Source organism: Caenimonas sp. SL110 (assembly GCF_001044395.1).
Lineage (GTDB): Bacteria > Pseudomonadota > Gammaproteobacteria > Burkholderiales > Burkholderiaceae_C > Ramlibacter.
Genome location: NZ_JANU01000006.1, coordinates 156,426 through 176,509 on the forward strand (window position 1 = coordinate 156,426; position 20,084 = coordinate 176,509).

General features: G+C 63.7%; 20 protein-coding genes and 1 other RNA gene. 7 read left to right on the plus strand and 14 right to left on the minus strand.

Annotated elements, in window-relative coordinates:
* Positions 1-3: 3 nt before the first annotated feature.
* The 4 genes from AQ12_RS04425 to AQ12_RS04440 form a co-directional block, all read right to left on the minus strand.
* Positions 4-3,159: an efflux RND transporter permease subunit gene (locus tag AQ12_RS04425; RefSeq protein WP_048438643.1), complete on the minus strand. Its 3,156-nt coding sequence runs from the start codon at positions 3,157-3,159 to the stop codon at positions 4-6.
* Between the two features lie 18 nt (positions 3,160-3,177).
* Positions 3,178-4,581, minus strand: a complete 1,404-nt coding sequence (locus tag AQ12_RS04430) for an efflux RND transporter periplasmic adaptor subunit (RefSeq protein WP_048438743.1) — start codon at positions 4,579-4,581, stop codon at positions 3,178-3,180.
* 183 nt (positions 4,582-4,764) lie between these two features.
* Entirely contained in the window at positions 4,765-5,226 is a 462-nt protein-coding gene (rnhA, locus tag AQ12_RS04435; RefSeq protein ID WP_048438644.1) for a ribonuclease HI, read from the minus strand.
* On the minus strand, positions 5,223-6,011 hold the full coding sequence (locus AQ12_RS04440; RefSeq protein WP_238587645.1) for a class I SAM-dependent methyltransferase: 789 nt from the start codon (positions 6,009-6,011) through the stop codon (positions 5,223-5,225). The genes rnhA and AQ12_RS04440 overlap by 4 nt, the downstream gene beginning before the upstream one ends.
* A 147-nt stretch (positions 6,012-6,158) precedes the next feature.
* Between AQ12_RS04440 and AQ12_RS04445 the strand changes: the two genes are divergently transcribed.
* Positions 6,159-7,751 (plus strand): transglycosylase SLT domain-containing protein, encoded by a 1,593-nt coding sequence (locus tag AQ12_RS04445; protein WP_048438646.1) that lies wholly within the window; start codon positions 6,159-6,161, stop codon positions 7,749-7,751.
* Positions 7,752-7,883: 132 nt separating this feature from the next.
* Positions 7,884-8,435 carry a thrombospondin type 3 repeat-containing protein gene (locus AQ12_RS04450; RefSeq protein ID WP_048438647.1) on the plus strand — a complete coding sequence of 184 codons (552 nt, stop codon included), beginning with the start codon at positions 7,884-7,886 and terminating at the stop codon, positions 8,433-8,435.
* Positions 8,436-8,487: 52 nt separating this feature from the next.
* On the opposite strand, the gene AQ12_RS04455 is transcribed toward AQ12_RS04450, so the two are convergent.
* The 7 genes from AQ12_RS04455 to dnaX form a co-directional block, all read right to left on the minus strand.
* The gene (locus AQ12_RS04455; protein WP_048438648.1) at positions 8,488-9,327 is read right to left on the minus strand and encodes an ABC transporter permease; all 840 of its coding nucleotides are present in this window, start codon (positions 9,325-9,327) and stop codon (positions 8,488-8,490) included.
* Between the two features lie 3 nt (positions 9,328-9,330).
* Positions 9,331-10,146 (minus strand): ABC transporter ATP-binding protein, encoded by an 816-nt coding sequence (locus tag AQ12_RS04460; RefSeq protein WP_048438649.1) that lies wholly within the window; start codon positions 10,144-10,146, stop codon positions 9,331-9,333.
* A 36-nt stretch (positions 10,147-10,182) separates the two neighbouring features.
* The gene (locus tag AQ12_RS04465) at positions 10,183-11,217 is read right to left on the minus strand and encodes an ABC transporter substrate-binding protein (protein ID WP_048438744.1); all 1,035 of its coding nucleotides are present in this window, start codon (positions 11,215-11,217) and stop codon (positions 10,183-10,185) included.
* Between the two features lie 140 nt (positions 11,218-11,357).
* A complete protein-coding gene (locus AQ12_RS04470) occupies positions 11,358-11,771 on the minus strand; it encodes an MAPEG family protein (RefSeq protein WP_048438650.1) in 414 nt (137 codons plus the stop codon).
* 30 nt (positions 11,772-11,801) lie between these two features.
* Positions 11,802-12,392, minus strand: coding sequence for a recombination mediator RecR (gene recR, locus AQ12_RS04475; RefSeq protein WP_048438651.1), 591 nt, complete (start codon positions 12,390-12,392; stop codon positions 11,802-11,804).
* 22 nt (positions 12,393-12,414) lie between these two features.
* Positions 12,415-12,741: a YbaB/EbfC family nucleoid-associated protein gene (locus AQ12_RS04480; protein WP_048438652.1), complete on the minus strand. Its 327-nt coding sequence runs from the start codon at positions 12,739-12,741 to the stop codon at positions 12,415-12,417.
* 50 nt (positions 12,742-12,791) lie between these two features.
* Positions 12,792-14,669, minus strand: coding sequence for a DNA polymerase III subunit gamma/tau (gene dnaX / locus AQ12_RS04485; protein ID WP_048438653.1), 1,878 nt, complete (start codon positions 14,667-14,669; stop codon positions 12,792-12,794).
* 85 nt (positions 14,670-14,754) lie between these two features.
* Here dnaX and ffs point away from each other — a divergent pair.
* The 5 genes from ffs (at position 14,755) to AQ12_RS04505 (ending at position 17,224) form a co-directional block, all read left to right on the plus strand.
* Positions 14,755-14,851, plus strand: an RNA gene (gene ffs / locus AQ12_RS22405) — signal recognition particle sRNA small type.
* A 26-nt stretch (positions 14,852-14,877) separates the two neighbouring features.
* Positions 14,878-15,186 (plus strand): nucleotidyltransferase family protein, encoded by a 309-nt coding sequence (locus AQ12_RS04490; RefSeq protein ID WP_048438745.1) that lies wholly within the window; start codon positions 14,878-14,880, stop codon positions 15,184-15,186.
* Positions 15,176-15,523, plus strand: coding sequence for a DUF86 domain-containing protein (locus AQ12_RS04495; protein ID WP_048438654.1), 348 nt, complete (start codon positions 15,176-15,178; stop codon positions 15,521-15,523). The genes AQ12_RS04490 and AQ12_RS04495 overlap by 11 nt, the downstream gene beginning before the upstream one ends.
* 4 nt (positions 15,524-15,527) lie before the next feature.
* On the plus strand, positions 15,528-16,520 hold the full coding sequence (locus AQ12_RS04500) for a hypothetical protein (protein WP_048438655.1): 993 nt from the start codon (positions 15,528-15,530) through the stop codon (positions 16,518-16,520).
* 98 nt (positions 16,521-16,618) lie between these two features.
* Positions 16,619-17,224, plus strand: coding sequence for a hypothetical protein (locus tag AQ12_RS04505; protein ID WP_048438656.1), 606 nt, complete (start codon positions 16,619-16,621; stop codon positions 17,222-17,224).
* Here the strand turns inward: AQ12_RS04505 and AQ12_RS04510 are convergent.
* From AQ12_RS04510 to AQ12_RS04520, 3 genes are read right to left on the minus strand one after another with little or no spacing between them, the layout of a single operon-like run.
* Complete coding sequence (locus AQ12_RS04510) at positions 17,221-18,453, minus strand: TIGR03862 family flavoprotein (protein WP_048438657.1); 1,233 nt, start codon at positions 18,451-18,453, stop codon at positions 17,221-17,223. The two genes, AQ12_RS04505 and AQ12_RS04510, sit on opposite strands and share 4 nt — an antisense overlap.
* Entirely contained in the window at positions 18,450-19,217 is a 768-nt protein-coding gene (locus AQ12_RS04515; protein WP_048438658.1) for a PIG-L deacetylase family protein, read from the minus strand. Before AQ12_RS04515 ends, AQ12_RS04510 begins: the two co-directional genes overlap by 4 nt.
* 2 nt (positions 19,218-19,219) lie before the next feature.
* On the minus strand, positions 19,220-20,080 hold the full coding sequence (locus tag AQ12_RS04520; RefSeq protein WP_053076555.1) for a GNAT family N-acetyltransferase: 861 nt from the start codon (positions 20,078-20,080) through the stop codon (positions 19,220-19,222).
* Between the last annotated feature and the right edge of the window lie 4 nt (positions 20,081-20,084).

The window sequence follows — 20,084 nt, forward strand, 5'->3', positions numbered from 1 at the left end:
AAATTATTTCGCGATGAGGTCCGGGTGATGCACGACGGCTTCTTCGTGCGTCACCGCATGATTGGCGCCCGGCACCTTCTGCCGCGCGAAGAGCAGGTACATCGTCGGCACCACGAACACGGTGAGCAAGGTGCCCAGCGACATGCCACCCACGATGACCCAGCCGATCTGGGTGCGGCTTTCGGCACCGGCGCCGGTGGCCAGCGCCAGCGGCAAGGCACCCAGCACCATCGCGCCGGTCGTCATCATGATCGGGCGCAGCCGCTGCGAAGCCGCCTTCACCACCGCATCGACAACACCCAGCCCCGCCTCGCGCAACTGGTTGGTGAACTCGACAATCAGAATGCCGTGCTTGGTGATGAGGCCCACCAGCGTGATCAGGCCAATCTGCGAATACACGTTGAGCGATCCGCCCGACCACTTGAGCGCAAGCAGCGCGCCAATCATCGACAGCGGCACCGACAGCATGATCACCAGCGGATCGACAAAGCTCTCGAACTGCGCGGCCAACACCAGAAAGATGAACAGCAGCGCCAGCACGAACACGATGGCGAGTGCGCCCTGCGACGCCTTGAACTCACGCGAGGTGCCGTTCAGGTCCGTCGTGTAGCCCGGCTTGAGCACCTTTGCCGCCGTGGCATCCATGAAGGTCAACGCCTGGCCGAGCGAATACTCGGGCGAGAGGTTGGCGGTGATCGACACCGAACGGCGCTGGCCGAAGTGATTGAGCTCGCGCGGGCTCACGCTCTCGCGCACCTTCACCAGCGCAGACAGCGGAATCATCGTGTCGTTGCGGCCACGCACGTTGATGCTGTCGATGTCTTCGGGCGTGGAGCGGCCCGACGCCTGCGTCTGCACGATCACGTCGTACTGCTCGGCGTCACGCTTGTAGCGCGTGACCTGACGGCCGCCCAGCATGGTCTCCAGTGCCTTGGCAACGACCTCGACCGAGATGCCCAGGTCAGCCGCCTTCTCGCGATCGACTTCAATGCGCAGTTCGGGCTTGTTCAGCCGCAGGTCCACGTCGGGTGAGACGATGCCGGGGTTCTTGGCGATCTCGTCGAGCATCTGGCGCACGACACGGTTGAGGTTGTCGTAGCTGTCGGAGGTCTGGATCACAAAGTTGAGCGGCCGTTCGCGAAAGCCCTGCCCCAGCGACGGCGGCGTGATCGCGAATGCATTGACACCGGGCAGGTTGTTGAATTTCGGCCCCATCTCACGCGCGATATCGAGCGTCGAGCGCTTGCGGTTTTCCCAGTCCACCGTGCGATACACCACGCTCGCCTGCGACACCGTCGGGTTACCGACGTTGGCAAAGATGCGGTCGAATTCAGGGTACTGCTGGCCGATCTGTTCCAGCGCCCGCGCATAGCGATTGGTGTATTCGAGCGTCGAGCCATCGGGCGCATTCACGCTCGCCAAAATCGTGCCACGGTCTTCCAGCGGCGACAGCTCCTGGCGCATGGTGGGCCAGACCAGCGCAATGCCCGCCGCGCTCGCCAGCATCACGCCGATCACGATCCAGCGCGCCTGCATCAGCTTCGACATGAAACCCGCACGCCGCGGGTCGCCGCCAGCGGGTTCCCAACGCCGCACCAGCAGCCAGCGCAGCGTAGTGGCGTATCGCGACTCCAGCCTGAACAAAAGCCGCTCCATCGTGCGGTCGAACCATCCGGGATTGGGGTTGTGCTTGAGCAGCTTGGAACACATCATCGGCGTGAGCGTGAGCGCGACGAAACCCGACACCAGCACCGCGCCGGCCAGTGCCAGCGCGAACTCGACAAACAATCGCCCTGTGCGCCCCGGCGTGAAGGCCAGCGGCGCATACACCGCCACCAGCGTGAGGGTCATCGTGATGATCGCGAAGCCGATTTCACGCGCGCCCTTGATCGACGCAGAGAACGGATCGAGCCCTTCCTCGATGTGCCGGTAGATGTTCTCCAGCATCACGATCGCGTCGTCCACCACCAGCCCGATCGCCAGCACCAATGCAAGCAAGGTGAGCGTGTTGATCGTGAAGCCAGCCAGCGCCATCAGCGCGAAGGTGCCAACCAGGCTCACAGGAATCGTGACGATAGGAATGATCGAGGCCCGCATCGTTCGCAGGAACACGAAGATCACCAGCGCCACCAGCACGATAGCCTCGACGATGGTGCGGAACACGTTCTTGACCGAGCGGTCGATGAACAGCGAGTTGTCGTTGGCGATTTCGATGGTGACGTCCGGCGGCAAGTCCTGCTTGAGCTTGGGCAGCATGTCGCGCACGCCCTGCGACAGGGTCAGCGGATTGGCGGTTGCCTGCCGGATCACGCCCGCAGAAATCGCCTGGCGACCGTTCAGCCGCACCGAACTGCGCTCGTCAGCCGGTCCTTCTTCGACCCGCGCCACGTCCCGCAACTTGATGGGGAAGCCATTGACGTTGCGTATCACGATCTCGCGAAACTGCGCCGGGCGCACCAGGTCGGTCTGCGAGGTCACGCTGAATTCACGCTGCTGCGATTCGATGCGCCCTGCGGGCAGCTCCAGATTGCTGCGGCGGATCGCGTCTTCGACGTCCTGCGTGCTCATGCGGTAGCCCGCGAGCTTGTCAGGGTCCAGCCACACGCGCATCGCGTACTTGCGCTCGCCGAAAATCCGAACATCGGCAACCCCGGTCACAGTCTGCAACCGGGACTTCACGATCCGGTTGACCAGGTCGTTGATCTGCAGCGGGTTGAGCGTGTCGCTGGTAAACGCCAACCAGATCACGGGGAACGCGTCTGCCTCGACTTTGGCGATCACCGGTTCTTCGATCTGTTGCGGCAGGCGGTTGCGCACGCGCGAGGTCCGGTCCCTGACTTCAGCGGCAGCGGCGTCCGCATCTTTTTCAAGCCGGAAGCGAACCGAAATCTGGCTCTGCTCGGCGCGGCTGATGGAGGTAATCACGTCCACCGCATCAATGCCTGCGATGGAATCTTCCAGCGGCTTGGTGACCTGCGTCTCGATCACCTCGGCCGAAGCGCCGGGGTACCGCACGCTGACGGTGACGACCGGCTCGTCGATCTTGGGATATTCGCGCACGGCCAGCCGGTTGAAGCTCACTGCGCCGATCAGCACGACCAGCAGCGACAGCACGGTGGCGAACACCGGACGTCGGATGGCTATTTCCGGGAGTTGCATGGTTGTCGCCCTGCTGGATCAGGAGCGCGACGCGCTCTTGCGGGGGGCTTGGCCGCCTTGCGCTGGGCCGGCAGCGACCAGGCACGGGTTAGGCCCACTCAGGACCGGAACCGCAACGACGGCAAGTTCGGGTGCGCGCCTGGCTGTCGGCGCAAGGCCCGCCTCAGCTGGTGCAGCGGCTGCACCTGAGGCCGCGCCGCTGGCGGGTGCCGCCTTCGCCACCACAGGCGTGCCCGAAGCCGAAGCAGCATTGGCCGCCCCACCCTGTCGACCACCGCCGGACGGACGATTCAGATCAAGCACGCGAACCGGCATGCCGTCTTTCTGGATGCGTTGCTGGCCCGCGGTGACGACCGTATCGCCGACCTGCAGGCCTTCGGTCACTTCCACGCGGCCGGGCCGGCGAATGCCGACCTTTACCTCGACGCGCTGCGCAATGCGCGTGTCCTGGTCGGGGCCGTCCACCAGCTTGTAGACAAACTGGCGGCCCTGCTGCGGCACGATGGCCTCTTCGGGAATCACGCGGGCGTTGTCCCGCTCGCCGAACACCGCATTGACCCGCGCGAACATGCCGGGCCTGAGCGCGAGCTGGCGGTTGTCGATGCAGCCGCGTATGCCGACCGATCGGCCGTTGGCATCGACCAGCGGATCGATCGCCTGGATCACCGCCGTGAAGCGCCGGCCGGGCAGCGCGTCGAGATCGACGAGTGCAGTCTGGCCGCGCGAGATCTTGGACTGGAACCGCTCGGGCAGGCGGAAGTCCACGAACATCGCGTCCAGGTCCTCCAGATTCACGATGTCCGCGCCATCCTTCAGGTAATCGCCAACGCTCACCGTACGAATACCGGCGATGCCGTCGAACGGGGCCACGATGCGAAGCCGCGATGCTGTGGCACGCGCCAGCGACAGCTTGGCCTGCGACACCTGCAGGTTCGCCGCGCTCTCATCCACCCGTTGCTTGCTGATGAAGTTCTGCGCCACCAGTTCCTGGTTGCGGTTGTGGTTGGCCTGCGCGATCGACAGTTCGGCCTGGGCCTGCTGCACCTGCGCCATCGGCAACTGGTCGTCGAACTGCACCAGCAACTGCCCGCGCCGCACGCGATCGCCGTCGCGGAAATTGAGCTTGGTGACGCGTCCGCTGACCTCGGGGCGCAGCACCACGCTCTGGCGCGAACGCAGGCTGCCGACCGCCTGCGCGTCGTCGGTAAGCTTGATCAGTTCGACCTTGGCGACTTCAACTGCCGGGGGCCGGGCCGGACCGCCCGGACCACCCGCCGAAGGGCCACCCCCGCCCGCACCCGAAGACGCGAGCGGCGCTGAAGACGCAGGTTTGGAGGATTTGTTCTGGTACCACCACGCCGCGCCCGAAGCGGCGGCGATGCCGACGACGGCGACCACGGTGTAGATTGCTTTCGATGCCATGTAATGCTTGTGGCCGGACGCGTCGCGCGCCAGCATCTGGTGATGGGATGAAACCAACCTGCCAATGTATCAGCCATGTGACACACCGGCATTCGCGTTGTTCCCTAAGCCATCGCTTTTGGTGGCTATTGGCCGCTTTTGCATTACCCCGGCGCGCCCTGCCGGAGCGCCTTTACCGCCTCTTTACATCGAGGCCTGGCGCTGACCCAGGGCAACTTCCACACCCAGGTTGGCCAGCACATCCGCACGCTCGTTGCCCGGGTCGCCGTTGTGGCCGCGCACCCAGCGCCACTCGATCTTGTGGCCGGCCCCGTTGACCTGGGCGTCCAGCGCCTGCCACAGGTCTACGTTCTTGACGGGTTGCTTGGCCGCCGTGCGCCAGCCCTTGGCCTTCCAGCCGGCCAGCCACTCGGTCATGCCCTTGAGCACGTACTGGCTGTCCACGTGCAGCGTCACCGCGCAGGGGCGCTTGAGCGCTTCCAGCGCGCGGATCACGGCCAACAGCTCCATGCGGTTGTTGGTGGTGGGTGTCTCGCCGCCAAAAAGCTCTTTTTCGGTGCCGCCCGACTTGAGCAGCACGCCCCAGCCGCCGGGGCCGGGATTGCCCTTGCAGGCGCCATCTGTGTAGATATCGACAGGATTCAAACGTTTTCTTCCAGGTAAGAGATGGGTGTTCTGTTCGTGACGGGAACGGGCGCGGCGGTGATGCCGGCGGGCGTCTTCCAGGCTTTGCCGATCAGCTTGATGCCGCGCACCCGCTTGACCGCGACGATGAAATAGACCGCGCCGAATATCGGCCACCACCGCTCGCCGGGCCCGTCCAGCCAATCGTAGCGGCTCAACCACTTGTCGGTCTTCATGGCGGGGCGGTAGCAGCCGAAAGTGCCGCTTTCGACCTCAAAACTCAGCAGTCGCAGCCAGTCGCGCAGCCGCCAGTAGCCAATGAACTCACCGGCATCCGGCAAGAACAGGTCACCGAAGCCGAATCGCCGGTACAGATGCGCACGCCTTTGGCGCAGGCCCCAGAGGCTGGCCGGGTTCAGGCAGCAGATCACGACCTTGCCTTCGGGCACCAGCACCCGCTCGACCTCGCGCAGCGTGGCATGGGGGTCCACATTGAGTTCCAGCGAATGGGGCAACACGACCAGGTCGATGCTGTTCGATTCGAACGGAAGCGCGGTGAAATCGGTGACGAGGGCGGGCTCCACCCCTCCTGCGGACAAGACACCCTGGGAATGCTGCACTGCAACCCATTTGTGTGGCATGCGATTGGATTCGAGGGCATCGAGCATCGGCAAACCGAGCTGCAGGGCGTGGTAACCAAAGATGTCACCGACAACGCGTGCAAACTCTGCCCGCTCCCATGCCAATAGATAGCGTCCGGGCGGGGTTTCAAACCACTGCTGCATTCCTATAATCGGGTCGCTCATGAATCGGTCCTGCGGGATTCTAGTCATGGGCCGGAACCTCGCACTGCTGATCTGATCAATGAGGGGCAGCGCTTCACAGAATGAGCGCGCCGGGACTTGTGCCTTAACGATGCGGCCACCGCATCTGCCCTACAGAAATACCTAAAGATGAAGTTACACGCTCTCGGACTCACCTGCATCCTGCTGCTCGCAGGTTGCGCCACGACACAATCACCGACAGCCTCTACCCCCAGCGATCCTTCTTCCCCCAATCCCTCATTCGCCCGGTCCCCCTCCGCCCCGCTGCCCGCAGTGATCCCCAGCGGCCCGCTGGACCCTATCGCCACATCCACCGCATCGTCGCGCAGCGTCGCCCATCTGCAGCCGCCGGCCGACCTGTGGGACCGCATCCGGCGCGGCTTCAAGATGAACAACCTCGACTCCGACCTGGTGCGCCAGCAGGAGCAGTGGTACGCGACCCGGCCCGATTACATGCAGCGCATGACGGAGCGCTCGCGCAAATACCTGTTCCACATCGTCGAGGAGCTGGAGCGCCGCGACATGCCCACCGAGCTGGCACTGCTGCCGTTCATTGAAAGCGCGTTCAATCCGCAGGCCGTCTCCAGCGCGCGCGCTGCGGGCATGTGGCAGTTCATGCCCGCCACCGGCACCTACTTCGAGCTCAAGCAGAACGTGTTTCGCGACGATCGGCGCGATGTGCTGGCATCGACCCGCGCCGCGCTCGACTACCTGCAAAAGCTCCATGGCATGTTCGGCGACTGGCATCTGGCGCTTGCGGCCTACAACTGGGGTGAAGGCAGTGTCGGACGCGCCATCGCCAAGAACCAGCGGTCCGGCCTGGGCACGACCTACGTGGACCTGAACATGCCCAACGAGACGCGCTTCTATGTGCCCAAGCTGCAGGCCGTGAAGAACATCGTGGCCAACCCCGACACGTTTCGCACCGAGCTGCCGCTGATCTACAACCACCCGTACTTCCAGAGCGTCACCGTGACGCGCGACATGGATGTGCAGCTCGCGGCCCGCCTGGCCGACATTTCGCTGGAGGATTTCAAGGCGCTCAATCCTTCGATGAGCCGTCCGGTGATCCTGGCTGCAGGCACACCGCAGATCCTGCTGCCCTGGGACAACGCCACCGTGTTCAAGCGCAACTTCGAAGCACACGCCGCCGGGCAGTACGCCAGCTGGACGGCATGGAGCGCACCCAGCACGATGAGTGTTTCGGATGCGGCCCGCCGCGTCGGCATGAGCGAAAACGACCTGCGCAGCGTCAACACGATTCCTCCGCGCATGTTGATCAAGGCCGGTTCGGTGCTGATCGTGCCGCGCTCCGCTGCCAAGCAGGATGACGTCGCTTCCCACGTGGCCGATAACGGCCAGCTGAGCCTGGAGCCCGAGATCGTCACCCGCAAGACGACCGTGAAAGCAGGCAAGCGCGACACCGTGAAGTCGATTGCAAGCCGCTATCGCCTGAATGCTTCAGACGTTGCGCAGTGGAACGACACCAGCGCGTCGTCGGCTTTCAAGGCGGGCCAGCAAGTCGTCGTGTACCTGCCGATCAGAAACATGTCGACGCGCGCCTCGGCGCGTTCAAGCGCGCACAGCTCGAGCGTTGCGACCCGCAAGACCGCGCCTTCGAAAGTGGCGAAGTCGTCACGGCAAGCGCAGCCGCAACTCAAGCGAGTCGCTGCCAAGGCGTCCAGTAAATCCGCCGCCAGGCCTGCAGCCAAAGCCCGCTGAGCTACATCCAGCTACATCGGGACACACTGCGGTTCGCAGGACTCCTCCGACGGAGCAAGCCGCCCCGGTCTGATGGCCGGGGCGTTTTCTTTTGGGCACAGTGGCTTCAACACTTCCCGAAAGGAGTCCTCCATGACATTCAAGAAATCGCTTCTCGCCGTAGCAGTGGCAGCAGGTTCGGTACTGACCCTGGCCCCTATGGCCGCCAACGCACAGCTGGTTGTGCAAGTCGCCCCGCCTTCTCCCGTGTATGAGGCCGTTCCGGCCCCGCGCAGCGGCTACGTCTGGGCACCGGGCCACCATGAGTGGCGCAATGGCCAGTACACCTGGGTGCAAGGTCAGTGGATGCAGCAGCGTCCCGGCTATGCCTATGTCGCACCCCGCTGGGTCGAACGTGGCAACGGCCAGTGGTACATGGTCGGCGGCAACTGGGAGCGTGGCCCCAACGGCGACCGGGACCATGACGGCATTGCCAACCGCTATGACCGCGACCGCGATGGCGACGGCATCCCCAATCGCTATGACAACCGTGGCCGCAACAGCGACCAGTGGGCTCGCAATCGCTTCGGTCCCATGGGCGACCTGGACCGTGACGGCATCGTGAATCGCGACGACCGCGACCGTGACGGCGACGGCGTGCGAAACCACCGTGACCGTTGGCCCAACGACAGCCGCCGCAGCTAATTCGCGCTAGTCTCTGAAACACACGCCCGGATCAGTCCGGGCGTTTTTTTGCCTAGAGCTTTTCGGTTTCACCCTGGCGCGGCTGCCACTTCATCAGGTGTTTTTCGATGCGGCCCACGATGCCGTCGAGCACCAATGCAAATGCCGTGAGCACCACGATGCCGGCAAACACCGTGTTCACATCGAACGTGCCCTCGGCCTGGAGAATCAGGTAGCCAACACCGCGTGCCGACCCCAGGTATTCACCGACGACAGCGCCCACAAAAGCCAGCCCCACCGAGGTGTGCAAGCTGGAGAAAACCCAGCTCGTCGCGCTCGGCAGGTACACCGTGCGCAGCAACTGCTTGCGGTTTGCGCCGAGCATCCGTGCATTGGCGAGCACGACCGGGCTCACTTCTTTCACGCCCTGGTAGACGTTGAAGAACACGATGAAAAACACCAGCGTCACGGCCAGCGCCACCTTGCTCCAGATGCCCAGGCCCAGCCACATGCCGAAGATCGGCGCGAGGATCACGCGCGGCATCGAGTTGGCGGCCTTGATGTACGGGTCGAGAATCGCGCTCGCGGTGGGCGCCAGCGCGAGCCACAGGCCAAAGACAAGGCCCAGGATGGTGCCGATGAAGAACGCAAGCACCGTCTCCAGCAGGGTCACGCCCAGGTGCTGGTAGATGTCCGCGCGACCGGGCAAGCCTTCCGGGAACAACGCGTTGGCCTGGATGGCATAGGGCATGAACCATGACCACACACGGCCCGCGACCTTGACCGGCTCACCGATAAAAAACGCGTACTGGTCGTTGCGCGACACCAGGTGCCACAACAGCATCACGCCGATAAAGAGCCCGACCTGCCAATAGCGCAGGTTCTTGCTGGAAGGCTTGAGCGCGTCGAACACAGGCTACGCTGCCTTTTTCAGTTGCTGCGCATAACCCTTGAGCACTTCTTCGCGAAGCACCGCCCAGATCTGCTTGTGCAACTCGATGAAGCGCGGGTCGGACCGCACCTCGGCCACGTCGCGCGGACGCGGCAGGTCGATGGTGAATTCGCCGATCGGCCGGGTCGCCGGACCTGCAGAGAGCACCACCACGCGATCGCTCATCGCAATCGCTTCGTCCAGGTCGTGGGTGATGAAGAGAACCGCTTTTTTCTTCGCGGCCCACAACTCCAGCACTTCGTTTTCCATCAGCTGGCGGGTCTGGATATCGAGCGCGCTGAAGGGCTCGTCCATGAGCACGATGTCCGGGTCGAGTGCCAGCACCTGCGCGAGCGCGGTGCGTTTGCGCATGCCACCGGAAAGCTGGTGCGGATAGCGATCGCCGAACTCCGACAGGCCGACACGCTCCAGCCATGCCTGCGCCTGCGCGCGCGCCTCGGTGTCTGGAATGCCCCGGTATTGCAGCCCCACCATCACGTTGTCGATGGCGCTGCGCCAGGGCATGAGCGCCTCGGTCTGGAACATGTAACCCGCGCGCTTGTTGATGCCCACCAGCGGCTCGCCAAACACCTTGACATCGCCCCACGAGGGCGCAAGCAATCCAGCGCCGATATTGAGCAGCGTCGATTTGCCGCAACCGGTAGGTCCAACCACCGACACGAACTCACCCGCTTCAATCCGCAGGTTGGTATCGCCCACCGCCGTGTAGCGCTGTGAAGGCGCATCCGGCGACTGAAAGGTGACGGTGATCCGGTTGAATTCGAGCGCGGGTGCTGACATGCGGTGGCCTGGGCCTGAGCCTGGAACAGTCAGCCCTTATGCCTTGAACCGGTCCTTGGCGCGGCGCGCGAATTCGTTGGTGAAGGTCCTGGACAAGGTGATCTTGTCGGCCTTGATCGCCGGATCGAAACTCTCCAGCGCCTTGAGCGCCGTGCGGGTGCCCTCTTCTGCGATCACCCCATCGAGCGAGATGGCTTCGCGCACCTTGTTGAACGACGCGAGGTACAGGCCCCGGTCGCCAAGCAGGTAGCTTTCGGGCACCGTCTTGATGATGTCGCTCGGCCCCGCCGTCTGCAGCCACTTCAGGCCGTGGACGATGGCGTTGGTCAACGCCTGGCAGGTGTTGGGATTCTTTTGCACGAAGTCGGCGTGGGAATAGAAACACGCAGCAGGCATGGGCCCGCCGAACACATCGAGCGTGCCCTTGAGCGTGCGCGTGTCGCTGATGATGCGGATATCGCCCTTTTGTTCGAGCATGGTCATGACCGGGTCGATATTGCTCATCGCATCGATCTGGCCCGAGCGCAGCGCAGCCAGCGCGCCGGCCGATGTGCCCACGCCCACGAAACTCACTTCGCTGGCCTTCACGCCCGCGCGCGACAGCACGAGGTTGGCAACCATGTTGGTGGACGAGCCCGGTGCGCTGACGCCGATCTTCTTGCCGCGCAGGTCAGCCGGCGTCTTGTAGCCGGGCATGCCCTTGGTCGAAATGCCCATGGCGATCTGCGGCGCGCGGCCCATCAGGACGAACTCCTGGATGAACTGGTTTTTCGACTGCATGTTGATCGTGTGCTCGTAGGCACCGGCGACCACATCGGCGGAACCGCCGACAAGCGCTTGCAGCGAGCGTGAGCCGCCTGCAAAGTCAGAGATCTCGACGTCGAGTCCCTCGGCCTTGAAGAACCCGAGCTGCTCGGAAATCGTCAGGGGAAGGTAGTAGAAGCCGGCCTTGCCACCGACGGCAATGGCGATCTTTGACTTCTCGAGTTTGGGTTGGGCGCGTAGCGCTGGCGCAGCGATGACGGCTGCGCCGAGCGCGGCGGCCGAAGCGAAAGTGCGGCGCGACATCAGGGTCGTGCGCAGGGCCGTGTGGATGGGAGCGTTGTTGGTCTTGTTCATGGGTATGGCCTTCCTGCTAACGCATTCGAGGTTAGCCACAGGGGGTAGAGACCGCATCGGGAACATCCCGTGCGGGTTTCCACGTAAGTTAATCAGCGATAGCCGATGAACAGGATGCCGATATTCACGAAGAGCGCGATCGCCCAGATCGCCGAGCGGATGGTCGAAAAGCCCGCCACATACATCGCGACATAAATGATGCGAAACGTAACGAAGATCAGCGCCAGGATATCGAGCGTGGCCTGTGGGGCACCCAGCTGGTGGGCGATGATGACTGCGCCTATAAAAAACGGCAGCGACTCAAACGTGTTCGCCTGAGCCGAATTGGCGCGCCGCTGCCAGTCGGACTGCTTCGCAAGCCAGGCGCGCGGATCATCGTTGTCGTAGCCGCCCACCTTGCGCGACTTGCCGAAACCGGGGCCCTTGGCAATCCACGCACAGACGAAAGGCAAGATGGCCATGAAAAAGACGCACCAGTAGGCAATGGTGAACTTCGCGATCTGCATGTCGTAGCTGCTTTCGTGTCTGATATTTTTTCAGCGCCGGTCCACCAGCGCGTGGGCGATCGTACCCAGATCGACGTATTCAAGTTCGCTGCCCGCAGGAACGCCCCTGGCCAGGCGCGTGACGCTCAGGCCACGTTTTTTCAGTGCCTCGCCAATGACATGCGCAGTCGCTTCGCCTTCGGCGGTGAAATTGGTGGCCAATATCACTTCGTGCACCGTGCCATTGGTCGCGCGATCAAACAGCTTGGCCAGACCGATGTCGTTGGGGCCGATGCCGTCCAGCGGGCTCAGCTTGCCCATGAGCACGAAATACAGGCCGTGGAATGCGCCCGTGCGCTCCAGCGCCGCCTGGTCGGCAGGCGTTTCCACCACACACAGCTTGGTCGCATCGCGCCGGGGGTCCAGGCATGTCGCGCAGACCTCGCCCTCGGTGAAGGTGTGGCAGCGCTCGCAATGACGGATGTGGGTGGACGCCTGTTGCAGGGCCTGCGCCAGCAACTGGGCGCCGGCCCTGTCGTGCTGCAACAGGTGAAATGCCATGCGCGAAGCCGACTTGACGCCCACGCCGGGAAGGCGGCGCAGGCCTTCGATCAAGGCGTTGAGCGAGCTGTTGTCAGCCATCAGGCGTGATGAAGATGCGCGACTAGAACGGGAATTTGCCGGCCATGCCCGGCATGCCGGCGGTGATCTTGCCGAGCTTTTCTTCGGAGGTCTCTGCGACCTTGCGCACAGCAGCGTTGAACGCGGCAGCGACCAGGTCTTCGAGCATGTCCTTGTCGTCGGCGAGCAGGCTGGGGTCGATCTGCACGCGCTTGGTCTCGTGCTTGCAGGTCATCGTGACCTTGACGAGGCCTGCGCCCGATTCACCGGTGACTTCGATGAACGCGAGTTCGTCCTGCGCCTTCTTCAGGTTGTCCTGCATGGCTTGCGCCTGCTTCATGAGTCCTGCGAGCTGTCCCTTGTTGAACATGAGAGATCCTTTCGATGTGCTTGTGCTGCGACTGGTGGGGGTCTGCCCCGCTAGGCGGGCTTGATACTGCCAGGCACGATTTTCGCGCCGAAGTCGCGCATCATCGCCTGAACAAAGGGGTCGCCGTGAATGACTTCCTCGGCGGCCTTCTGTTTTTTCTCTGCTGCGGCTGCGTTGCGGCGTGCGGGGCTGTCCGTGACCGGGCCGACCTCGACGCTCAGGCTCACGGCATGGCCCGCCGCATTCAAGGCCGTCGTGAGCCGCTCGCGGCTGGCCGGCTGGTTGAGCGATTCGCGCTCGACGCGCAGCATCCAGTGACCTTCGTCACGCGCCATCAGCTGCGACTGGAGCGCGAGTTCGCGCACGAGCGCCGTCACGGCCTCGCGCGCTACCAGGTCGCCAACCACACTGAACCAGAACTCGCCTTCTTCGGTCGGGGCCAGTGCAGCAGGGGCCGCTGCTTCGCGAGGGGTGTCGGCTTGAACGCGCACCGGCACGCCGACGACTTCGCCGGAGGGTCGGTTGCTGGATGCGGGTGGGCGCGCTGGGGGCTTGTCACCCTGGGACTCCACGACGGATAACACCCTACCGGGTGGAGCGGCAACAGGAGCGGCAACAGGAGCTGTGACTGGCGCTGTGACTGGCGCGACCCGGGCGACCGTCGTGTGGGCCGGAGGTGGAGCAGCCAGGGCGGCGGATGCGGGGACTGGTGCTGGTTGCGGCGCTGGTTGAGGTGACGCCTGCGGCGCTCGTGCTAGCGCTGGAGCAACCGGCACTGCAGCCGGTCGCGTTTCACTCAGAGTTTTTTTTTCCTTGATGGCGCCCGCGCCCTGCGGTTTGAACGCCAGCAATCGCAAGAGCACCATCGTGAGCGCCGCGTATTCGTCGGGCGCGAGGCCCAGCTCGGTGCGGCCATGCAGGCACATGCTGTAGAGCAGCTGCGTCTCGTCGGCGGGCATCATCGATGCGAGCCGTGCAACCTCAGCACCTTCAGGGTCTGATTCGTCAGCCGAACCCGGCACGGCCTGGTTCACGGCCATTCGCTGCAGCACGGCGCTCATTTCTTCGAGTGTCGACGCGGCGCTCAGGCCCAGCACGCGCAAGGCATCGACGGTCTCCACCACGGTCTTGCCATCGCCCTGCGCGAGCGCCTCGATGATGCGAACCACATGCGCGCGATCGGCGCTGCCCAGCATCTGGCGCACGGCGGCTTCTTCGAGCTTGCCCGCGCCGAAAGCAATGGCCTGATCGGTGAGCGACAGCGCATCGCGCATCGAGCCGCGAGCCGCGCGTGACAGCAAGCGCAGGGCCTGCGCATCGGCCGGGACGTTTTCTGCGGCAAGCACGTGGGTGAGGTGCCCGTGCACCGTCTCGGGCGCCATCGGCCGCAGGTTGAACTGCAGGCAGCGCGACAAAATCGTGACCGGCACCTTCTGCGGATCGGTGGTGGCCAGGACGAATTTCAGGTACTCGGGCGGCTCTTCGAGCGTCTTGAGCATGGTGTTGAACGCATGCCCCGTGAGCATGTGTACTTCGTCGATCATGAAGACCTTGAAGCGCCCCTGCACCGGCTTGTACACCGCCTGCTCCAGCAGCGACTGCATGTCGTCCACGCCGCGATTGGAGGCGGCGTCGAGCTCGGTGTAATCGACGAAACGGCCGCTGTCGATATCGACGCAGGCCTGGCACACACCGCACGGCGTGGCCGTGATGCCGCCGTTGCCGTCCGCGCCCTGGCAGTTGAGCGACTTGGCCAGGATGCGCGAAACGGTCGTCTTGCCGACGCCGCGGGTGCCGGTGAAAAGGTAGGCGTGGTGCAGGCGCTGCTGCTCAAGCGCGTTGCTGAGGGCCTGCACCACGTGCTCCTGGCCCACCATCTCCGCGAAGTTGCGCGGACGGTATTTGCGGGCGAGCACGACATAAGACATGCGGTCGATTCTACGGGGCCGGACGGTGGGGTTTTTGCGATGGTGCGGGCTAAATCACTGCGGCCGCTCCACTACAATACGCGCTGACGGGCCTCCCCGCATGGTGAAGCGGCCAACCGGGTCAGGTGGGGAACCAAGCAGCCCTAACTGTGGAGCCAGTGCCGGGGGTAAGGCTCGTCAACCTTTTCCAAGCTTTTTGAGGTCCTTCGTGCATGCTTTGATCGATCAGAGACGAGCCGAAATATCCCATATCTGCGAAGCGCATCACGTGCGCAAGCTGGAGGTTTTCGGATCGGCCGCACGAGGCACGGACTTCGATCCGGCCAAGAGCGATGCAGACTTTCTGATCGAGTTCGAGCCGAGGACTACTCGACGTCTGGAGCTTTATCTGCAAGTCAAGGAAGCTCTTGAAGTTCTTTTGCAACGCAGCGTTGATCTGGTAGAGCCGGGAGCTTTGAAGAATCCATTTGTGCTCGCCTCGATCAACCGGAATCGCGAAGTTGTCTATGGAGCGTGATCCGCGCAGCTGGCTTTGGGATGTGCAAACGGCTGCCTCTGACATTGAATCGTTCGTCGCCGGACTCGACGCCGCAGGATATGCGGCTTCCGCCATCGCTCATTCTGCAGTCGAACGCAAATTCGAGATCATCGGCGAGGCACTCAATCAACTGAGCAAGGCTAACCCTGCACTCGCAAATCGAATACAGGACCTTCCCCAAATTGTCGCGTTCCGCAATCAGCTGATTCATCGCTACGCCGTGGTCGATCATGCGACCGTCTGGGATGTGATCGAGCTTTCGTTGCCACAGCTCAAAGAATCGGTGAGCAAGCTTTTGGGCGAACTCGGCTCCTGAGGCAATGAGTCTGCATCGAGCGCTCGCGCGCCTTGCCAAGCCAGCTGCGGCTGTTGGCGCCGCTGTCGCCACCATCATCTACCTCGCGGCACAGCCCGATACACCGGCGCAAGCGACCAGGACACAGGCGCCTGTACCTGCAGAGGTGTCCCTTGTTGCGGCGCCCGCAGCTTCAGCGCAGACCACAGCCGCGAGCCTGGCGCCGGTAGCACGGGCAGCATCCGGCCCTTCCAGCAAGCTCGTCGCCGAACTGCGCTCGGCCCGGGACTGGCGAGCGTTCGCGTTGAACGCACGGACACGTCCCGAGGAGGGCGGCTACTTCTACGCCATGTACGTGTCCAACATCTGCGGCATGCCCATTGCGAGCATGCCGGAGGAAGCTCAGGCGGCAAATGCGCAGGCCGTTGCCAAGCACGGAACCATCAGTACTGTGAGGATGGAACTGGCGGCAAAACTCAGCGGCCGATGCAGCTCGTTTTCAGCAGACGAGGCGAGCAGTCTTTACGACGAGACGAGGCGAGCCTCCGAGAACGGGCGCGACCCGCTGATGGCAGCGACCCGCAAGTTGCGGGGAGCGCTCAACGCCAGCAGCGATGAAAAACAGGAGGCTCTGAAGTCGCTACTGGCGCTGGATGATCCGCTTGCCCTCTTCGACGGCAACCTGCTCATGCTCGTCATGGCAAGGTCCGCTGAAACAAAGGGCGAACTGTGGTTCAACGGAACGTCATACGGGTCTGATCCGGTGAAGTATTCGACGCTTCAGGTGGCAATGGCCGTGGCCGGCTGCAGCAGTCAGGCTCCATGCGAAGTCGACACCCACATGATGCTGGCCTGCCTCGGCGGTCAGTTCTGTACAGACTCTCGGGAAGACTACTTGCGAAACCAGTTCACTGCCCAAGGCGGGATGACCGAAGCCCAGTACGCTGAGGGCTTGAACCTGGCTGCGCAGATGACTCGCGCCATCTCGAACAAGCAGGTCAGCGCATTCGTGCGCTAACACTCCCTCCCCTCGCCGACCCCATCCACCGGCGGCGTCTGACAAACTTCTCACGGCCGCGCTCCTAAAGTTCAATCACCTTACGACAGGGGTGAGTCATGAACACAACCACAGAGCGCGAAACGGCTGAACCAGAGGTCATTCACCGGGTCTGGCCGCGTATCGTCATTCCGGTTGTGTTGCTGTTCTTTGGCACGGATGGCTTTTCGCAGGTCGCTGCCGTCGCGGTTGCGAACACCCCTCAACTCGAAATCTCCACCTCATCCCTGCCCCGCTTCGAAAACATCGACGGCGCCAGCCGCACTTCGCGTATCGACATGAGCCTCATGCCAGCCGGCCGATCAGGCTTCGGCGTAGCAGTCGGTGTCAATGGCACGGACAGCCCCGGCTTTGCTCCGACCGGCGTCTCGGGCTCGGCGCCCAGCAGTGTCGATCTGGGCGTGAAATGGCGGTACACCACAGACAGCAACAACCAGGTCGACGTCGCTGCATGGCGTCGCATCGAGCAGCCCAACGCGCTCAACCTGATCCAGAGCCGCGAACCCACCTACGGCGCACGCGTGGAGATGCGCGTGCAACCGGGCCTTCAGCGCGGCCTCGTCGCAGACAAAGGCTTCGTCGGCATGCAACTGGAAAGCGGTGCCCGCATCGGCCTGCGTCGCAGCGGCGGCAAGCCAATGATGTATTACCGCACCAAGTTCTAGGCCGCGGGCTCGCCCCGCTGCAACCACTGCAGAGCGCCATTGGCCGCGACCCGGGCGCTCGCAAAGCTGGCGGTCAGCAGGTAGCCGCCGGTCGGTGCCTCCCAATCCAGCATTTCCCCCGCGCAAAAGACGCCCGGCGCATGGTTGAGCATGAGCTGGTCGTCCATCGCCGCAAAGGTGACGCCGCCCGCCGTGCTGATCGCCTCCTGCACGGGCCTCGCAGCAACTACCGTGATGGGCAGCGACTTGATCGCTGCAGCGAGTCGCGCCGGATTCTGGATTTCATCTTTGGAGAGCAGCTCGTGCAGCACCGCCAGCTTGATGCCGTCCAGGCTCAGCCTTCCCTTCAGGTGGCTCGCCAGTGACCGCGACCCACGCGGATGAGCTACCTCTGCAGCAACCTGTTCCGGTGTTCGTGAAGGCAACAGGTCCAGCTCGAAGGTCGCGCTGCCATTGGCGATGACCTCGTCGCGCAACAACGCAGATGCCGCATAAACAAGGCTGCCTTCGACACCGGTTGCCGTCGCAACAAACTCGCCCTGCCGATGGAATGAGCCGACGCGGATCGCGACGGACTTGAACGGCTGCCCCTCGTAGCGCGTGCGGAAATAGTCGCTCCAGCCGCCCCGCACATCGAAACCGCAGTTGGCCGGCAGCAGTGGCGCGACCTGGACGCCCCGCTGTGCGAGCAACGGTGCCCATGCACCATCGGACCCCAGTTGCGGCCAGCTGGCACCACCCATCGCAAGGATGGTGGCGTCCGCGTTCACTTCCACCTCGCCCGAAGGGCCAGCAAAGCGCAATTGCCCGCTATCGGTCCAGCCCCGGAAACGGTGACGCATATGAAATTGGACGCCCTGGCCACGCAGGCGATGCAGCCATGCTCGCAGCAGCGGCGCGGCTTTCATGTCCGAAGGAAAGACGCGGCCCGATGTTCCCACGAAGGTCGTCACGCCAAGCGCACCGGCCCACTCGCGCAATTGCTCCGCGCCGAACGACCGCAGCCACGGCGCTACGCTTTCCACTCGCGAGCCGTAGCGCGACAGGAAGGGATCGAACGGCTCCGAGTGCGTGAGGTTCAATCCGCCCTTGCCCGCCAGCAAAAACTTGCGTCCCACCGAAGGCATCGCGTCATACAGATCGACCTTGACGCCAGCCTGGGCCAGCACTTCTGCCGCCATCAGGCCCGCCGGTCCACCGCCGATAACCACCACCTGTGAAGTACTCATTGCCTTAGCGCTTTCAATTGCTGCGATAGAGCGTCCCAGGTGTAGATGCCCCGCGCCTCGTAAAACATGGCGCCTTGATACGGCCGCGAATCAAGGCGTTCGATCGTCACTGCTTGCGTCTGTTGCCGGCCACCCAACAGGTAATGCAGCGTCACGAACGGAAACAGACCCAGCCAGGTTTTTTTCTGGGAGGGGTATGACAGGCAGTAGCGCAGGAACCTCAAGCGGTTGCGCCACGGAACCGGTGTAGCAGTGACCGGGCCGTTCTCGGGGATCGGCTTCAGCACGCGAAAGAACGGCGCACTGCAGTGCCACGCGTTGTAGAGCGCAAACTGCCGCGTCACACCGAGCAGTCCCAGTTTAGCCAACGCAATCACGGCCAGCGCATGAAGCGCATCGTGGTCGTGATGACCGCCTTCCCATGCCAGCACATGAATAGCCTCGGGGCGCGGCAGGCCGGCTAGCCAGTCGGCAAGCCATGAAGAAGCGGCCCGCAGGTTGTGCGGCAGCGCACCGTCCGCAATACCGAGCGCCTCACCGGCGAACACCACGTCTGCGCGCGCTACGCCCAGGTCGCCCAGCACCCGGAGCGACTCCGCATTGCGCTGCGCCGATGTCACCGTGCCCACTGCCCCATTGGTCAGGTAGGCGCACACCACGCGCCGCCCTGCGGCCTGCTCGTCAAGGATCTGCTGGAAAACGCCGAACTCGTCGTCCTGGTGCGCAAAGAGAAACAGCGCAAGGCGTGTGGCGTCAGGGGCCATCTTCAATACGCGTCGAAGTCCAGGAACGAGAAGGCCACGCGGTCTTTTTCGATCGCGGCGACCCGGCCCGAAAGCGGCCGGTAGATCAGGTTCAGCGGCGACGGCCTCATGCGGTCCGGGATGCGGACATAGGTCGCGCTGATGTGCCTGGTTGCCGGAACCAGCCCGAGAAACAAGCGTACCAGCGGTGGTCCCGACCGGGTCACATGCTCTGCCTGCGCGCCCGCAAACTCATCGGCATCAAACTCGTGGTACGCCGCGATCAGGTTCCCGCGCGCCGAGGCAAAGCACTGCGTCACGCCGTGATCCGTGCGCACCCGCACCGCGTTGTGCGGATTGCTGCAACGCCACTGCACGGCCTGCGCAGAACGCATCCGGCGAAAGCTCGAATTCATGTCCTGCGAATCCTGGCGCGACAGGAGCCCGCCCACGCCGATGCGCGCTTCAAGCGGCGTGACCAGCTGGAAGCCCAGCTTGCGCACGAACCCCGGAGTGCTGTTGGCGTTGGCCACGCCATAGACAGCGTCAAATCCTGCGGCATGGCCCGCCTCGTAGGTTCTTTCGGCCAGCTTGGTGAACAGGCCCTTGCCCTGGAACTTCGGGTGCGTCGCGGTGTTGAGCGACAGCATGACCTTCACCTGCGCGCCTTCGACCAGCGCCATGGCCGGGATGCACGCGTAGTGCGCGGCCAGCTCGTCGCCTTCGAACGCGTCATAGCCCATGACTTGCCCATCGGGATTGTCCGCATAGAGCCATTGCAGGTAGGCCAGGTCGAACTTGTCCGCGCCGGGAAAGCACACCTTCATGAGCTGTGCATAGGCGCCCAGGCGATCCGCGTCTGCGCAAGAGGGTATGAAGTGCAAGGGG

Bases quoted from the DNA above. Each gene is read 5' to 3' on its own strand.
- AQ12_RS04425 (WP_048438643.1), bottom strand. From the start codon at position 3,159: ATGCAACTCCCGGAAATAGCCATCCGACGTCCGGTGTTCGCCACCGTG.
- AQ12_RS04430 (WP_048438743.1), bottom strand. From the start codon at position 4,581: ATGGCATCGAAAGCAATCTACACCGTGGTCGCCGTCGTCGGCATCGCC.
- AQ12_RS04440 (WP_238587645.1), bottom strand. From the start codon at position 6,011: ATGAGCGACCCGATTATAGGAATGCAGCAGTGGTTTGAAACCCCGCCC.
- AQ12_RS04445 (WP_048438646.1), top strand. From the start codon at position 6,159: ATGAAGTTACACGCTCTCGGACTCACCTGCATCCTGCTGCTCGCAGGT.
- AQ12_RS04450 (WP_048438647.1), top strand. From the start codon at position 7,884: ATGACATTCAAGAAATCGCTTCTCGCCGTAGCAGTGGCAGCAGGTTCG.
- AQ12_RS04460 (WP_048438649.1), bottom strand. From the start codon at position 10,146: ATGTCAGCACCCGCGCTCGAATTCAACCGGATCACCGTCACCTTTCAG.
- AQ12_RS04470 (WP_048438650.1), bottom strand. From the start codon at position 11,771: ATGCAGATCGCGAAGTTCACCATTGCCTACTGGTGCGTCTTTTTCATG.
- recR (WP_048438651.1), bottom strand. From the start codon at position 12,392: ATGGCTGACAACAGCTCGCTCAACGCCTTGATCGAAGGCCTGCGCCGC.
- AQ12_RS04480 (WP_048438652.1), bottom strand. From the start codon at position 12,741: ATGTTCAACAAGGGACAGCTCGCAGGACTCATGAAGCAGGCGCAAGCC.
- dnaX (WP_048438653.1), bottom strand. From the start codon at position 14,669: ATGTCTTATGTCGTGCTCGCCCGCAAATACCGTCCGCGCAACTTCGCG.
- AQ12_RS04495 (WP_048438654.1), top strand. From the start codon at position 15,176: ATGGAGCGTGATCCGCGCAGCTGGCTTTGGGATGTGCAAACGGCTGCC.
- AQ12_RS04500 (WP_048438655.1), top strand. From the start codon at position 15,528: ATGAGTCTGCATCGAGCGCTCGCGCGCCTTGCCAAGCCAGCTGCGGCT.
- AQ12_RS04505 (WP_048438656.1), top strand. From the start codon at position 16,619: ATGAACACAACCACAGAGCGCGAAACGGCTGAACCAGAGGTCATTCAC.
- AQ12_RS04510 (WP_048438657.1), bottom strand. From the start codon at position 18,453: ATGAGTACTTCACAGGTGGTGGTTATCGGCGGTGGACCGGCGGGCCTG.
- AQ12_RS04515 (WP_048438658.1), bottom strand. From the start codon at position 19,217: ATGGCCCCTGACGCCACACGCCTTGCGCTGTTTCTCTTTGCGCACCAG.